12 protein-coding genes, 1 tRNA gene and 2 pseudogenes are annotated in these 15,561 nt (G+C 62.6%); 7 read left to right on the top strand and 8 right to left on the bottom strand.

Annotated elements, in window-relative coordinates; translation table 11 throughout:
* The first annotated feature begins 70 nt into the window (after positions 1–70).
* Positions 71–1,387 carry a DUF3422 domain-containing protein gene (locus AC07X9_RS02675; protein ID WP_086485440.1) on the top strand — a complete coding sequence of 439 codons (1,317 nt, stop codon included), beginning with the start codon at positions 71–73 and terminating at the stop codon, positions 1,385–1,387.
* An 11-nt stretch (positions 1,388–1,398) separates the two neighbouring features.
* On the opposite strand, the gene AC07X9_RS02670 is transcribed toward AC07X9_RS02675, so the two are convergent.
* From AC07X9_RS02670 to AC07X9_RS02645, 6 genes are all read right to left on the bottom strand, one after another.
* Positions 1,399–2,385, bottom strand: coding sequence for a threonine ammonia-lyase (locus AC07X9_RS02670; protein ID WP_017182571.1), 987 nt, complete (start codon positions 2,383–2,385; stop codon positions 1,399–1,401).
* A 137-nt stretch (positions 2,386–2,522) separates the two neighbouring features.
* Positions 2,523–2,598 (bottom strand) — tRNA-Ala (locus AC07X9_RS02665).
* Between the two features lie 84 nt (positions 2,599–2,682).
* On the bottom strand, positions 2,683–3,135 hold the full coding sequence (locus tag AC07X9_RS02660; protein ID WP_017182570.1) for a MaoC family dehydratase: 453 nt from the start codon (positions 3,133–3,135) through the stop codon (positions 2,683–2,685).
* A 238-nt stretch (positions 3,136–3,373) separates the two neighbouring features.
* Positions 3,374–5,326, bottom strand: a complete 1,953-nt coding sequence (locus AC07X9_RS02655) for an acetyl/propionyl/methylcrotonyl-CoA carboxylase subunit alpha (RefSeq protein WP_017182569.1) — start codon at positions 5,324–5,326, stop codon at positions 3,374–3,376.
* Positions 5,323–5,712, bottom strand: a complete 390-nt coding sequence (locus tag AC07X9_RS02650) for an endonuclease domain-containing protein (RefSeq protein ID WP_026002292.1) — start codon at positions 5,710–5,712, stop codon at positions 5,323–5,325. Before AC07X9_RS02650 ends, AC07X9_RS02655 begins: the two co-directional genes overlap by 4 nt.
* A 101-nt stretch (positions 5,713–5,813) precedes the next feature.
* Positions 5,814–7,415, bottom strand: a complete 1,602-nt coding sequence (locus AC07X9_RS02645; protein WP_017182567.1) for a carboxyl transferase domain-containing protein — start codon at positions 7,413–7,415, stop codon at positions 5,814–5,816.
* Positions 7,416–7,478: 63 nt separating this feature from the next.
* Between AC07X9_RS02645 and AC07X9_RS02640 the strand changes: the two genes are divergently transcribed.
* Complete coding sequence (locus tag AC07X9_RS02640) at positions 7,479–7,817, top strand: DMT family protein (protein ID WP_017182566.1); 339 nt, start codon at positions 7,479–7,481, stop codon at positions 7,815–7,817.
* A gap of 65 nt (positions 7,818–7,882) precedes the next feature.
* Here the strand turns inward: AC07X9_RS02640 and AC07X9_RS02635 are convergent, their stop codons facing one another.
* Positions 7,883–9,028: an isovaleryl-CoA dehydrogenase gene (locus AC07X9_RS02635; protein WP_086485439.1), complete on the bottom strand. Its 1,146-nt coding sequence runs from the start codon at positions 9,026–9,028 to the stop codon at positions 7,883–7,885.
* Between the two features lie 86 nt (positions 9,029–9,114).
* Here AC07X9_RS02635 and AC07X9_RS02630 point away from each other — a divergent pair, with 86 nt between their 5' ends.
* The 5 genes and pseudogenes from AC07X9_RS02630 to AC07X9_RS02610 all read left to right on the top strand — a co-directional run bounded on the left by AC07X9_RS02630 (position 9,115) and on the right by AC07X9_RS02610 (position 14,024).
* The gene (locus AC07X9_RS02630) at positions 9,115–10,005 is read left to right on the top strand and encodes a LysR family transcriptional regulator (RefSeq protein WP_017182564.1); all 891 of its coding nucleotides are present in this window, start codon (positions 9,115–9,117) and stop codon (positions 10,003–10,005) included.
* Positions 10,006–10,091: 86 nt separating this feature from the next.
* Positions 10,092–12,539, top strand: a complete 2,448-nt coding sequence (locus AC07X9_RS02625; protein WP_017182563.1) for a TonB-dependent receptor — start codon at positions 10,092–10,094, stop codon at positions 12,537–12,539.
* Positions 12,540–12,588: 49 nt separating this feature from the next.
* Positions 12,589–12,648, top strand: a pseudogene (locus tag AC07X9_RS02620) (hypothetical protein); the annotation flags it as partial.
* Between the two features lie 72 nt (positions 12,649–12,720).
* Positions 12,721–12,888: pseudogene (locus AC07X9_RS02615) on the top strand (transposase); the annotation flags it as partial.
* An 89-nt stretch (positions 12,889–12,977) separates the two neighbouring features.
* The gene (locus AC07X9_RS02610; RefSeq protein ID WP_198430265.1) at positions 12,978–14,024 is read left to right on the top strand and encodes a glycosyltransferase family 2 protein; all 1,047 of its coding nucleotides are present in this window, start codon (positions 12,978–12,980) and stop codon (positions 14,022–14,024) included.
* Here AC07X9_RS02610 and AC07X9_RS02605 read toward each other — a convergent pair.
* Positions 13,934–15,511 (bottom strand): glycosyltransferase family protein, encoded by a 1,578-nt coding sequence (locus AC07X9_RS02605; protein WP_495197986.1) that lies wholly within the window; start codon positions 15,509–15,511, stop codon positions 13,934–13,936. The genes AC07X9_RS02610 and AC07X9_RS02605 overlap by 91 nt on opposite strands.
* Positions 15,512–15,561: the final 50 nt, after the last annotated feature.

The following is a 15,561-nucleotide window of genomic DNA, read 5'->3' as shown; positions in this document are numbered from 1 at the left end:
ATCCTTTGGCATGATCCAATTGCGCGGGCGCCTTTTGTCAGACTAGAAGCCGATCAGGGGGAGCAAAAACATGACCGACGACGCGCAGCACCGGGACGATCCTTTCACGGCGCTTCAACTGCGCGATCATCCCCTGCGCGCGCCCCTGTCGCAGGAAATGCATGTGCGTACCATGCCCCGGCTGTCCGCCCCGGCCCGCCTGCTGCAATTCGTCCTGCTGGTGGATGAGGACGAAGCGCGCGAGAGCAGCGGGGCGCTGGCCGCGCTGCTCGCGGCCCATGGCGTCACCGCCGATACTGGCGACCGCTTCCTGACCTGCAGCCTTGGCATGCTGGAATTTTCCTGCGAACGTCACACCGAATTCATGACGTACAGCTTCATCGCGGACGGCGATGGCGACCCTTTCGACCTGACGCCCTTTGCCGCGACGGCACAGTGGATCGCTGGCCTGCCGGGGCGGATCATCCGATCGACCCAGATCGCGCTGGTCAGGACGCCCCCGTCCGACGCCATGATCGCCAGCCATTTTGCGACCGATGACCTTATCATTTCCGACGTGGCGCAGGGCCGCGCCCGCATCTGGAGCGACTTTCGCCTGCACGCCAATGGCTTTGGTCGCCTGTTGATCCGCGACAATGGGCTGGCCGGTGCGGAGCCTTCGCAGTTGATTCAGCGGCTTCAGGAACTGGGCAATTATCGCAAGATGGCGCTGCTGGGCCTGCCCGAAGCGCAGCGGGCGACGCCGGTCGTCACCGCGCTGGAGCAGCGGCTGACCAATATCACGGCGCGCGTCGCGGAAAAGGACGCGGACGCCGACAGCGTGCTGGCGCAACTGTCCGCGCTCAGCGCCGAACTGGCGCAGATCGTCGCCCACACCCGTTATCGCATGAGCGCGACGCACGCCTATGCCGAACTCTGCTTCGACCGCATCCGGCGGCTCGACATGGCGACGGTGCGGGGGTTCCGATCGCTCGACGATTTTACCGAACGGCGGCTGCTCCCGGCGATGCGTACCTGCGACGCCTTCACCCGGCGGCTGGAGGACCTGTCGCAACGCACCGCCTGGACCAGCGCCATGCTTCGTACGCGCGTCGACACCGCGCTGGCGCGGCGCAATCGCGATTTGCTGGCGTCGATGGACCGGCGCACTGGCCTGCAACTGCGCTTGCAGCATACGGTCGAGGGACTGTCGGTCGTCGCGATCAGCTATTATGCGCTGGGCCTGTGGCATCATCTTGAAGCAGCGCTGGAACGCCAGGGCGCGCATCTGCCCGGCTGGATCAACATCGCGCTGTTGCCGGCCACATTGGTCACGGTATGGCTGGGCGTCCGGCAGATCAGGAAGGTGAAGCGTCCGCCCGCGCGTGGCGAGGCTGCACCGCACTGACAGTCCTTCGATCATCCGGCGATGATCTCCGCAAACATGGCTGGATCGACATTGCTGCCCGACATGACGACAACGCTCGCACCGTCGCATGGCGGTGCGAGGCCTGCGAGCATCGCCGCCAGCGCCACCGCGCCACCCGGTTCGACCACCAGCTTGAGCGTCGAAAAGGCAAAGCGCATCGCATCGCGCACCTGATCGTCGCTGACGGTCAGCCCAGCGGTCACCAGCGCCCGCATGATCGGCAGGGTCAATGCACCGGGGCTGGGCGAGAGCAAGGCGTCGCATATGGAACGCGCACCGGGCCCGACCTGTTCGCGCACGCCACTGATCAGCGACCGGGCGGTATCGTCAAAATCGCTCGGCTCGACGCTGTAGATGGCGGTGGCGGGCGACTGCGCCTTCACGGCGGTCGCGATCCCGGCGGTCAGCCCACCACCGCCGCAACACACCAATATCTGGCCGACCGACGCGCCCGCCGCATCCGCCTGCGCCAATATTTCCAGTCCGGCTGTCCCCTGCCCTGCGATGATATGAGGATCATCGAAGGAGGGCACGATCGTCGCGCCCCGATCATTCGCCAATTGGGTCGCTATCGCTTCGCGGCTCTCGCGATGGCGGTCATAGGTCACGACGTCTGCGCCCAGCGCGCGGGTGTTGGCCAGCTTGATCGCGGGCGCGTCCACGGGCATCACGATGGTCGCGGGGATGCCCAGCAACCGGGCGGCGGCGGCCACGCCCTGCGCATGATTGCCCGATGACCAGGCAACGACGCCAGCGGCACGTTCTACCGCATTTAGCCGGGCCAGCCGGTTATAGGCCCCGCGAAATTTGAACGATCCGGTATGCTGTGCGCCCTCGAACTTCAGGAAAACCCGGCGGCCAGCCAATGCGTTGAGTGCCGCATTTTCAAGCAAGGGCGTGATGATGGCGGCGGGCGCGATGATGCGGGCGGCATCGGCGACGTCATGGGCGGTGATGGCGAAAGATGCGTTGGACATGGACTGATCCCCCTATTGCTGCCGATCTAGTGCGGCAGGGCCGACCGGAGAAGGGCCATTGCCGCCAGAATGGAGCCGGGGACAAACGGGAAAAGCCGGACTTCGCTGCTGCGCGAAATCCGGCTTTTCGGGAATATTGGTGGAGCCTAGCGGGATCGAACCGCTGACCTCGTCATTGCGAACGACGCGCTCTCCCAGCTGAGCTAAGGCCCCGATGTGCGCGGCTATAGGCGAGGGAAATCGGGCTGGCAACGGTCTTTTGCGCAAAATATTGGCCATGACCCGCCCGATCATCGCTCAGGCCGTCGCCTTCTTGAGCAGCGCCATGCGCAGGCATTGGCAGGTGATTTCGTCGCGCTGATTGATCAGGCGATGGGTGAAAGTGACGATTCCCGCGTCCGGGCGGGACCGGCTTTCCTTCAGGTCCGTGACTTCGGATTCGCAGCGCATGGTGTCGCCGATGAATACCGGCTTTGGCATGACGAGCTTGTCATAGCCCAGGTTCGCGACCAGCGTACCGAGCGTCGTGTCGCCCACCGACAGGCCGATCATCAGCGCGAAGGTGAAGGTGCCGTTGACGAGAATCTGGCCAAATTCCGAGGCTTTGGCGGCTTCCGCGTCGAGGTGGAGCGGCTGGGGATTATGGGTCATCGTCGTGAAGAGGAGATTGTCCGTCTCCGTCACGGTGCGGCGGATGTCATGAGCGATTCTGTCGCCGATGGTCCACTGGTCGAAATAGCGTCCGGCCATTTTTGCCCCCTTTTTGGGTCTAACTTTTCGATCTTCGCCCATATGAACGATGGGATTTAATCGAAAGTTAGCGATTACAGTTGGTTATAGCAGATGGAAGTCCGGTAGGACAGCGGGCTGCCCGTCTCTCTGCCCAATAGGACATACGGCCCGTTCGTTTCGAGCGAAGTCGAGAAACGGCGCGCATGGGTTTCTCGACTTCGCTCGAAACGAACGGCGGGAGGGCGTGATGCGCGCCTTACCCTTCCGCCTTCTCGATCTTTGCCAGCAGCACGCCTTCGCTCACCTGCCCGCCTTCGCTGGCGTTGAGTTCGGCCACGGTGCCGTCGAAGGGGGCGATGAGGCTGTGTTCCATCTTCATGGCTTCCAGCGTCAGCAGTTTCTGCCCCTTGACCACTGCGTCACCCGCCGCGACCGACACGGAAATGATGCGGCCCGGCATCGGCGAGAGGATCGCGCCGTCGGAGGCTGCGCCTGCGGCCGCGCCATCGGTGCGGGCCACCTCAAATTTCCAAGTCTGCCCTTGAGTTGCCGCCAAGATCGCGCCATCCGACGGCGTGAGCGAGAACCAATCCGCGTCCTGCAATCTCTGCACTACATCCCGTCCGACTCCGGTTGTCGCATTGAAGACATTCTGCCGGTCCTTGAGGCGAACAGCCAACTGAGGCACCCCATTGAGACGAAATCCCCTCAATTCCGTTGGCAGAGACCTATCAACCAGAGCGTCAGCGACAAGCTCCAGCAGACCCTCTGGCGGCTCCAGATCATACACCACATCCTCACCTAGTTGCTCGATCAGCCCGGTGTGAACCGCCCCTGACGTGAAGTTGGGATCGACCAGCAAGGCGTGCAGAAACGTGGCATTGGTTCGCACAGGCCATGCCTCTACGCGGCGGACGAGGTTAGACAATCCGCGCGCCGCATCACGGCGACTATCGGCCCACCATATCAGCTTGGCGATCATCGGGTCATAAAAGGGAGAGATGTCGCTGCCTTGTTCGACGCCCGTTTCGATGCGCGGATAGCCGCAATAATTGAGCGTTTCCAGACTGCCAGTAGAAGGCGCGATATAACTGTATGGATCAAGGCTACGGGGGATGGAAAAATGTTCCAGCCGCCCTGTGCTGGGCAAAAATCCGGTCGCCGGATTTTCAGCATAAAGCCGCGCTTCCATGGCGTGGCCGTTGATGCTCAGTTCCTCCTGCCGCTTCGGCAGCGGTTCGCCCGATGCTACGCGGAGTTGCCATTCGACCAGATCGACGCCGGTGATTTCCTCGGTCACGGGATGTTCGACCTGAAGCCGGGTGTTCATTTCCATGAACCAGATGCGGTCGGCGCGCAGCCCTTCCGATCCGTCGGCGATGAATTCGATCGTGCCTGCGCCGACATAGTCGACCGCCTTGGCGGCGCGGACCGCGGCTTGGCAGATGGCTTCGCGGGTGGCGGCGTCCATGCCCGGTGCGGGTGCTTCCTCGATCACCTTCTGGTGGCGGCGCTGGAGCGAGCAGTCGCGTTCGAACAGGTGGACGACATTGCCGTGCGTGTCGCCAAACACCTGCACCTCGATATGGCGCGGGTTGGTGACCCATTTTTCGAGCAGGACGTGGTCGTTGCCAAAGCTGGACGCCGCTTCGCGCTGGCAGGAGGCGAGTGCGTCGGCGAAATCGGCGGGACTGTCGACCTTGCGCATCCCCTTGCCACCGCCGCCCGCGACTGCCTTTATGAGGACGGGGTAGCCGATGGCGTCGGCCTGCGCGGCCAGATGAGCGGGCGACTGGTCCGCGCCCAGATAGCCGGGCGTGGTGGGGACGCCGGCGTCCTGCATCAATTGCTTGGCCGCGTCCTTGAGGCCCATGGCGGTGATGGAGGACGGGTTGGGGCCGACCCAGATCAGCCCCGCGTCGATGACAGCCTGCGCAAATTCGGCGTTTTCGGACAGGAAGCCGTAGCCGGGGTGGATCGCCTGCGCCCCGGTCTGCAGGGCGGCGGCGATGATCCGGTCACCCAGCAGATAGGATTCGCGCACCGGGGCCGGGCCGATATGGACGGCTTCGTCGGCGGAGCGGACGTGGAGCGCCGTCGCGTCGGCGTCGGAGTAAACGGCGACCGTGCGGATGCCCATCGCACGCGCGGTGCGGATGATACGGCAGGCGATTTCGCCGCGATTGGCGATGAGGAGGGATTGGATCATGGCAGGCGTCCTTCTACCTCCCCGAAACGGGGAGGGGGACCAGCCGAAGGCTGGTGGAGGGGTTGGCGCTCACGGCAGGCGGAGACAATGGCGATGACGACCATGTCGACCGATTGCAGCACTTCTCTCGCGGGAATGCGAATTGTGTCGAACCCGCGCCCGCGCATATGAGCATCGCGGACGGAGTCGCTTTCCGGTTGATCGCCGCGATTATGAACTTCGCCGTCGATTTCGATGGCAAGCCGTGCGGACAGGCAGGCGAAATCCAGACTGTATGGGCCGATCGGGTGTTGGCGGCGGAACTTGAAGCCGCCGGGGCGCTGGCGCAACGCGCGCCACAATATCACCTCAGGAAGATTGCCGGAGCGTCGTTCGCGCCTTGCCATCCTGATCGTCGCGGAGGTGGTGTTGAATGCCCCTCCACCACCCTTCGGGCGGTCCCCCTCCCCGTTCCGGGGAGGTATGGCGTTGTCCTGCCTCACCCCCATCACATCCGGAACACGCCGAATTGCGCCCTCTCAGCCACCGGCGCGTTCAGCGTTGCGGCGAAGGCCAGGCCCAGCACGTCGCGGGTTTGCGCGGGGTCGATAATGCCATCGTCCCATAGCCGCGCGGTGGCGTAGTAGGGATTGCCTTCCTCTTCATATTTCTGGCGGACCGGCGCCTTGAAGGCTTCGGCGTCTTCCGGCGACCATTTGCCTGCGTCGCGGTGGACGGTGGCGAGGACGGATGCGGCCTGTTCGCCGCCCATCACGCTAATGCGGGCATTGGGCCAGGTGAAGAGGAAACGGGGCTGATAGGCCCGGCCGCACATGCCGTAATTGCCCGCGCCAAAGCTGCCGCCGATCAGCACGGTGATTTTGGGCACCTGCGCGGTGGCGACGGCGGTGACGAGTTTCGCGCCATGCTTGGCGATCCCCTCCGCCTCATATTTGCCGCCGACCATGAAGCCGGAAATATTCTGGAGGAAGAGCAAGGGTATCCGTCGCTGGCAGGCGAGTTCGATGAAATGCGCGCCCTTTTGTGCGCTTTCGCTGAACAGGACGCCGTTATTGGCGAGGATGGCGACGGGCATGCCCCAGATATGGGCGAAACCACAGACGAGCGTGGTGCCATAGAGCGGCTTGAATTCATGAAATTCGGAGGCGTCGACGATGCGGGCGATGACTTCGCGCACATCATAGGGCGCGCGGACATCATCGGGAATGATGCCGTAAAGGTCGCTCGCGTCATATTTGGGCGGGCGGGGTTCGCGCAGATTGAGGTCCGGCTTGCGGTCTGATTGCAGGGTCGAAACAATGTCGCGGACGATGGTGAGCGCATGATCGTCATTATCGGCAACATGATCGACCACGCCCGATTTGCGACCATGCAGGTCACCACCACCCAGATCTTCCGCAGAGATGACTTCGCCGGTCGCCGCCTGCACCAGCGGCGGCCCTGCCAGGAAGATCGTGCCCTGGTTGCGGACGATGACGGTTTCGTCGGACATGGCGGGGACATAAGCGCCGCCCGCCGTACAACTGCCCATGACGCAGGCGATCTGGGGTATGCCCTGCGCCGACAGGTTGGCCTGGTTATAGAAGATGCGGCCGAAATGGTCGCGGTCTGGGAATACCTCCGCCTGATTGGGCAGGTTCGCGCCGCCGCTGTCGACCAGATAGATGCAGGGCAGCCGGTTTTCGAGCGCGATTTCCTGCGCACGCAGATGCTTCTTCACGGTGACGGGATAATAGGTGCCGCCCTTTACCGTGGCGTCGTTGCACCCGATCATGACCTGCCGACCGGCGACGCGGCCAATGCCTGCGATCAGGCTCGCGCCGGGGACATCATCGCCATAGAGGCCGTTGGCGGCCAGCTGGCCGATTTCCAGAAAAGGCGAACCGGGATCGAGCAGCCGCTCGACGCGGTCGCGGGGTAGGAGTTTGCCGCGCGCCACATGTTTGTCGCGAGAGCTGGCGGACCCGCCGGCTGAGGCCGCCGCAACCTTGGCGCGCAATTCCTGCGCCAGCGCGCGGTTATGCGCAGCGTTATTGCGGAAGGCTTCGCTGTCGGGGAACAATTTGGTGTCGAGGACCGGCGCGCTCATGCCCTTGCGCTCCCGCGCCCGGTGGTGGCAGTGCGGTTCCCCCTGCCCTGTTCGAGGCCGTTCATGCCCACCATCGCTCTCCTTGTCATTTCAAACCTCTTCATGACCGTCGCCTGGTATTGGCACCTGAAAGGCGGAATGACCAAGCCGCTCGTTGTGGTCATCCTGATCAGCTGGGGCATCGCGCTGGTCGAATATTGTTTTGCGGTCCCTGCCAATCGCATCGGATTTGCCCATGGCTGGTCCGCAGGGCAGCTCAAGATCGCGCAGGAGGCGATCGCGCTGCTGATCTTCGGCGGGTTCATGGTGACGGTGCTGGGCGAACCGCTGCACTGGCGCCATTTCGCCGCCTTCGCCTGCATCATGGCGGGGGTCGCGTTCCTGTTCGTGGGCAAGAACTGATCCGTCAAACCAACCTTCGCTCGAAACGAACGGACGAGGTTGTCACAGCATGACCCGACCATATTCTATGCCCCGACCAGCTCTCGCCCGATCAGCATGCGGCGGATTTCATTGGTGCCTGCACCAATGTCGAGCAGCTTGGCGTCACGCATGAAGCGTTCGACCGGCCAGTCCTTCGTATAGCCCGCGCCGCCCAGCGCCTGCACCGCTTCAAGCGCGACCTTCACCGCATTTTCGCTGGCCAGCAGGATCGCGCCCGCCGCGTCGTAGCGGGTGGTGCGGCCTGCGTCGCACGCTTTGGCGACGGCATAGACATAGGCGCGGGCGCTGTTGAGGGCGACATACATGTCGGCGATCTTGGCCTGCATCAGCTGGAACGCGCCGATCGGCTTGCCGAACTGCTGGCGTTCGCGGACATAGGGCAGCACGACGTCGAGGCAGGCTTGCATGACGCCAAGCTGGATGCCCGCAAGCACAGTGCGTTCATAGTCCAGCCCCGACATCAGCACGCCAGCCCCGCCGTTGAGCGGGCCCATGATATTCTCTTCGGGCACTTCACAATCGTCGAACACCAGTTCGGCTGTGGGCGATCCGCGCATGCCGACCTTGTCGATTTTTTGCCCGATCGAAAAGCCGGGCATGGATTTTTCGATGAGGAAGGTGGTGATCCCCTTCGTGCCGTCCCCGGTGCGGGCATAGACGACCAGCGTGTCGGCTTCGGCCGCGTTGGTGATCCAATATTTGGTGCCGTTCAAGACGTAGCGGTCGCCCTTTTTGTCGGCGCGCAGCTTCATCGCCATGACGTCAGAACCGGCCCCCGCTTCCGACATGGCGAGCGAACCGACATGCTCGCCCGAAATAAGCTTGGGCAGGTAGCGCGCCTTCTGTTCGGCATTGCCCCAGCGGCGGATCTGGTTGACGCAGAGGTTGGAGTGCGCGCCATAGCTCAGCCCTATGGACGCGGACGCGCGGGCAACTTCCTCCTGCGCGACGACATGCTCCAGATAGCCCAGGCCCAGGCCGCCATCGGCCTCTTCCACCGTAATGCCGTGCAGGCCCAGTTCGCCCATTTCCGGCCACAGCGCGCGCGGGAACCAGTCCTCCGCGTCGATCCGGGCGGCCAGAGGGGCGATGCGGTCATTGGCGAAGCGGCGGCTGCTGTCGCGGATCATGTCCGCAGTCTCACCCAGGACGAAATCGAAATCGGTCATTGGCGTCTCTCCATTACCCCTATCCTAGCGCCAGCGTGCCCAAGAGAAAAATTGAAAGGACGGTGCTTAGTGTATAGTTTCTGTCTATGATCGAACGCTATCTGCTGCGCTATTTCCTGGCCGTGGTCGACCAGGGCAATTTTTCCCGCGCGGCGGCGCATTGCCATGTGTCGCAGCCTACCCTGTCCGTGGGCATCGCGAAGCTGGAACAGACGGTCGGCGCGCCGCTGTTCCTGCGCAGCAACCAGCGAGTGGAACTGACCGAGGCAGGCGCGCGGCTACTGGGTCATGCACGGCGGATCGAGCGGGAATTCAACCTGGCCGAACAGGCGGGCGCGCGATCGACGCAGGGCGCGCCGCTGCGGATCGGGTTGCTGACCAGCATTCCCGGCGCCCTGGTGGCGCAGGCGGTGGCCGCTTGCAGCCCCGGCGACGCGCAGGCGCTGGAACTGGTGCCGGGGACGGAGCGCGAACTGCTGGCGCGGCTGGATGCGGAGCGGATCGACGTTGCGCTGACGGTGGTGCGCGACGGGGCGGATCGCTATGCCGCGCGACCGATCATGCAGGAAGGCTATGGGCTGGCCCTGCCCTCCAGCCACAATCTGGCCGGTCGGGCGTGTGTCGCGGCGGAGGAACTGGCAGGCGAAGTGATGATCGTGCGGCGACATTGCGAGGCGCTGTCCGTCACAAGTCGCTATTTCGTCGATCGTGGCGTACGTCCGCATTTCGCCTTTCGCGCGACCAACGACGAGCGAGTGATGCAGATGGTTGCGGCGGGCCTGGGCGTGACAGTCATGCCAATGGCCTATAGCTGGCCGGGCATGGTGCGCGCTGCGCTGGCCGATTTTGGCGCACGACGCACGATCGGCCTGTTGTTCAGCGCGCGCGCACAGGGGTTAAGCCAAGCGATGCCGACCATCCTGACGGCGCTGGAAGCGATTGTTGCCGAAAAGCCACATTCCCCAAAAGACAGGTAATGGGGCCGATTGTATGACAATATCGACCATGCTAATTGTATTCCTGGGACACAAATCAACGATGTCCGGTTCCAGGGAGAGACGCTTTGAAGGCATCCATCAATGCACGCGCGATGTGCGCTTTGTTCGCATCGGTTTCCAGCATCGGGCTGATGCCCGTAGCGCAGGCGCAGACCGACGGCATGGACATCATCGTCACCGCGCAAAAGCGCAGCCAGTCCTTGCAGGATGTCAGCCTGGCCGTGTCGGCAGTTAGCGGCGATGCACTCGCCAATGCCGGGGTGAACAATCTGCAGGACATCCAGCAGCTGGTGCCATCCGTCACCTTCGGCAATGATTTCAACCAGGCCAAGGTGTTCATCCGCGGCGTGGGGGCCAATACGTCCACCACCGGGTCCAGCACCGGCGTCGCGCTGCATGTCGATGGCGCCTATGTCGCGCGGGCAGAAGCGCAACTGACATCCTTGTTCGATCTGGAGCGGGTGGAAGTGCTGCGCGGCCCGCAGGGCAGCCTGTATGGCCGCAACGCGGTCGGCGGCTCGATCAACCTCATCACGGCCAAGCCGACCGCCGATTTCACCGGCTATGCCCGGATCGGCTATGGCAATTATAGCGCGATGATTGCCGAAGCCGCGGTCGGCGGCCCGATCATCGACGCGATTCGCTTCCGCCTGGCAGGCAAGGTGGAGGCGCGGGACGGCTTTGGCGGAAATCCGTTCAAGGGCGGCAGCGATGTCGACGACCTGTTCCGCTATATGGTCCGCGGGCAGATCCAGTTGATCGCGTCGGACAAGGTCGATTTCCTGCTGTCGGGTGAGTATTTCCGTCAGAACGACAATAGCGGCGCGGTGCATTATCGCGGCCCCGCCTTTCCCGGTGTCCCCCGGCTGGCCCCGACGGGTACGGGCGGCTTTGCAAGCAAACCGCGCGATCTGGGCAGCGACGAGCCGCCCTCGGTCGACACCAAAAGCTATTCGGTCACCGGCACGCTCAATATTGAGCTGAGCGATGCGTTGAGCATTGGCAATATCACCAATTATCGCGATTTCAGGACGCAACTGATCCAGGATCTCGACGGGTCGGCGCTGGTCGCCACCCTGCCCAACTCGACGTCGATCCAGACCCGCACCATCGACGCGCAGCAGTTCAGCAACGAATTGCAATTCAAATATGACAGCGCCATCGTGAAGGGCGTGGTCGGCCTTTATTATTTTCACGAACGGCAGCGCCCGCGCGATCAGGTGGGCCTGAGTTCGACCAACGATCTGGCGTCCAACATCACCGTGCTGGCGACGCGGCCGACCTTCGTCGACAATGTCGCTGCGCCCGTGGGTTCCGTGACGCTGGCCGAAGCGCTGGCCATGTGCAACTTCCCGGCCGGCACGTCGCCCAACCGCGTCTGCCTGAAATCCAGCCTTGGCACCCGCGCCTATGCCGCTTTCGGGCAGCTCAATTTCGACATGGGGGAGGCATTTGGGCTGAACGGCGTGTCGCTGAAGCTGGGCGGCCGCTACAGCCATGAAAAGGTCGACAGCGCCAACCCGTCGATCATCCTGACCGCCAATGGCAACCCCGCCGTGGCGCAGGTGCGCAAGACGACGGTCGAAGGCACTTACCGCGAAAAGACGTTCAAGGACTTCACCCCGGAAATCGGCCTGCAATGGCAGCCCAATCGTGACCTGCTGCTCTACTATACCTATTCCGAAGGCTTCAAGGCCGGGTCGGGCGAAAATGCGGCGGGCAGCACCACGATCGTGCGCCCGGAAAAGATGAAGAACCACGAACTGGGGATAAAGGCGGAACTGCTCGACCGGCGCTTGCAGATCAATCTGGCCGCCTATCATTACAAGCTGGACGATTTGCAGATCAACAAGACGATCGGCGGCGGACCTGCTGGTTTTACCACCATCTTTGAAAATGCCGCCAAGACGTCGGCGACCGGCGTGGAAGCCGACATGATGGCCCGTCCGGTGGATGGCGTGCGCCTGCGCGGCTCCCTGTCCTACACCGACAGCAAATATGACGATTTCATCACGGTCGACCCGCTCAACCCCGTCAACGTCGCGCAGGCGGGGCAGCCCGCCTATAACCCGGTCACCAATCCCGATCCGACCGCCTTTGGCGCGCCGTGCGGCCCCGGCGCCCTCAACGCTAATGCGCCGTGCAACATCCAGTTGGCCGGCAATCCCACGCGCAATTCGCCCACATGGGCCTATAGCGCCGGGATAGAGGTCGACTTGCCGATCCTGACCGAAACCGGGACGATGACGCTGAGCGGCGATATGTCGGGCAAGAGCAATGTCTATTTCACCGAGTTCAAGCGACTGGTGGAGGGCACACGCGCCTATACGATGTTCGACGCATCATTGCGCTGGATCGACCGGACCGAAACGGTGACGGCGTCGCTGTGGATCAAGAATATCAACAACACGCTGCGCGAAAGCAGCACCTTTGCGATCTCCACCGGCCGCATCATCGGCGTCACCTACCTGCCGCCGCGCACCTATGGCATGACGCTGGGCTACAAATTCTGACGACGCCCCAACCCGCGCCGGTGCAAGATGCGCCGGCGCGGGTGAGCGTATGATGGATCTGGAGATTGAGGAGGTCCGCGAACGCGGGCGGATCGTCTCGACGGCGGCGATAGTCGCCGTTGGCGTCAACACCGATGGCCGCCGCGAAGTGCCGGGCATCTATCGACCCTTCGGAGACGGAGCCCTCCTGGAAAGCCCTCCTGCCTTTGCTGACGGATCGGGCGAGGATGTGCTTGCCTACATGGCGTTGCTGAAGGACCACTGGGCGCAGGTCGCGTCCACCAATTCGCTGGAAAGGGTAAACAAGGAAATCAAGCGAAGGGCCGATGTCGATGGTTTTCGAAACAATCATCTGGACCCCATGTTCTGGACCTGTTGGTACAGCAGGGCAAAGGCTGTAAGGGCCGAGAAGTGGACACAGGATGGGGAAGCAAACTGGTGAGGCACGCACGTCTGGTAAGCTTTGTTATTCCTGTCTATTGCGAAGAAGACACCCTGCCATTGCTCCACCAACGTATGGTGAGCATCCTTGATCAGGTCGCGGGAAAGGCGGAAGTCATTCTCGTAAACGATGGAAGCAAGGACGGCTCGCTGAAGATCATGCGTGAAATGCGGGCGCAGGATGACCGGTTCAGGATTGTCAATCTGTCCCGCAATTTTGGCCATCAGACGGCGGTTACTGCCGGCATCGATGCCGCGAACGGCGATGCGGTAATAGTGATGGACGCTGACTTGCAGGACCCTCCAGAGGTGGCGTTGCAATTGCTCGGCAAATGGTGCGAGGGATATGATATCGTCCTTGCCCGGCGCGTGGCTCGGTCAGGTGAAAGCTTGTTCAAGCGTACCACTGCGGCGCTTTTCTATCGCTTCATCCGGCGGCTCTCATCGGTCGATATGCCGCTCGACGTAGGAGATTTCCGCCTGATCGATCGCAAGGTCGTCAACGCTCTGGCACGAATGCCGGAGCAGGACCGGTACCTGCGCGGCATGATCAGCTGGCTGGGCTTCAGTACTACAGAAGTTCCGTTCCAGCGTGACGAACGCGTCGCGGGCGAGAGCAAGTATCCGTTACGCGCGATGATTCGGCTGGCCGTAAACGGGGTGGTTGGATTTTCCGACGTACCGTTGCGGTTGGCCTTGTGGTTCGGAATGACGATCTCGGTCCTGGCCTTGCTGTTCGGCCTATACATCCTGACGAGCTGGTTCTTCAACGATCATGTTGTGCAGGGCTGGACCTCGACCGTGCTGGTGCTGACCTTGCTCGGCGGTCTGCAACTGCTGATGCTGGGTATCGTGGGCCTGTATATCGGTCGCATCCACAACGAGGTGAAGCGCAGGCCACTATATTTTGTCGATCCCGAGCCGGATTCCCCCCAAGGAAGCCTTCTCGAGGATCACCAGCCCGAAAACAGGCTAGCTGGGGGCGGTGTTGCAGGCGGCGGTGGAGCTGCCCAGAAGAGACGAAGCGGACCATCGGCGGCATAGGCATATTCGCCGGGGTTCAGACGGACTATCTCGCCGTCCGAATAGGATCTGCCATTTGCGACCAGGCGACCTTGGCCTTCCACGCGGTAAGCGCCGCCGATCTCGATCCGCGTCCGCCCGCTGCCCGTCAGCATTTTGCCGGGCAGGAACAGCGGCCCCCAGTAACGGATATAATTGTCGCGCAGGACATCGAGGTCGGCGCCGAACAAGCCGTATTCGGATCGCTGCGAGTCTTCCGGCGTGATCCGATCAACCGCCAGGAGCGCACGCGTCTGGAGCATGAAGGCGGGCTGATCGTTCCGCACAGTGGCGGCCATCACCGGGTGTCCGCTCTTGCGATAATCGGTCACGCCCCAGCGGCTCATGAAGAAGCCCTTCTTGGGAAAAGATGAGACCATCGAGGTATGATCAATATAGGGCACGGGATGGGGGAACAGGCTGTGCACCAGCGCCAGCGTCGCGCGCTGCTGGGCAAGCCCGTTGTCGATCCGGTGCCAGACCGCACTGGCGGCGCCAAAGAGCAGCAGGACCAGCAGGGCCGTCCGTGTCACGCAGCGCAGACGTGCATAACCGAAACCGGCCAGGACTGAAATCGGCGCGATCAGGAATGGGTGAAAGTAGGGATAGACCTCGCTGTAGATCAAAGGGACGAGCGCGGGAATCGCAAAGGCAGCGAGCGCCAGACGATCGCTCCCGCCCAACTTCGCGTCGTACTGGTCATTGCGGGCAAGCGCGACGGCCCCACACAGCACAAGCACCCAAAAGCCGAGATTGCCTAGCACTGCCGCAGGCCAAAAGACGGACAGGACGGAGTAATCGCCTGTCAGCAGCGTTGCACCGCCGGTGCGTCCAAGAAAGCTGGCGGCCGATGCTGTCTTCTCCAGGCTGGCAGCGTGAAGGCCGAGGATAAGGCCAAGCACGGCCACACTGATCGCCGCACTGACGGCGATGATTTTAGCGGTTCGGACAAAGTCGCGCGACGCCCAGACGTTGACCAGCACCAACAGGCCGATGGAAGGAAGAAAGAATACCGATTTGATCGTCAGCGCGCCGCCGATGGCGATGAGTATGCCCATGGCTACCATTTGTGGCCAGGTCATGATCCGATGCGTTGCCAGCGCAATCGCGCCGATCATTGCCGCACTTGCTAACGTGTCAGTCCTGAAATCGGTGCCATAGAGTAAGGACGCGCCGAAGCAGTTGTAAGCGATAACTGCAACAAGCGCCGGATCGATGGCCATGAACCGGCGAGCGGCATGAAAAATGGCAAGACTGGTGAAAGCGGCGCAGCCGAGAGTGAAGAAGCGGGCGGCGATGAGTTGGTCGACCTCATTGGTCGAGACCAGCGGCAGGCAGTGGAACAGGTGGACGAAAGCAGTCTGGAAGATTTCGGTCATTTCGCCGCGGCGAAAATCGTAGAGCATCGAGAGGTTGAGGAACTCGTCCCAGTTCAACGCCAGATGCGTGACCACGTAGAGCCGCGCCACGAACAAAAGACCTATCAGCCATAGCAGGGCCGTGCGCTGGAGAGAAATCG

It is taken from the genome of Sphingobium sp. GW456-12-10-14-TSB1 (genome assembly GCF_059424385.1).
The sequence above is the reverse complement of the archived record's forward strand: the minus strand, read 5'-3'. Positions and strand labels throughout refer to the sequence as shown.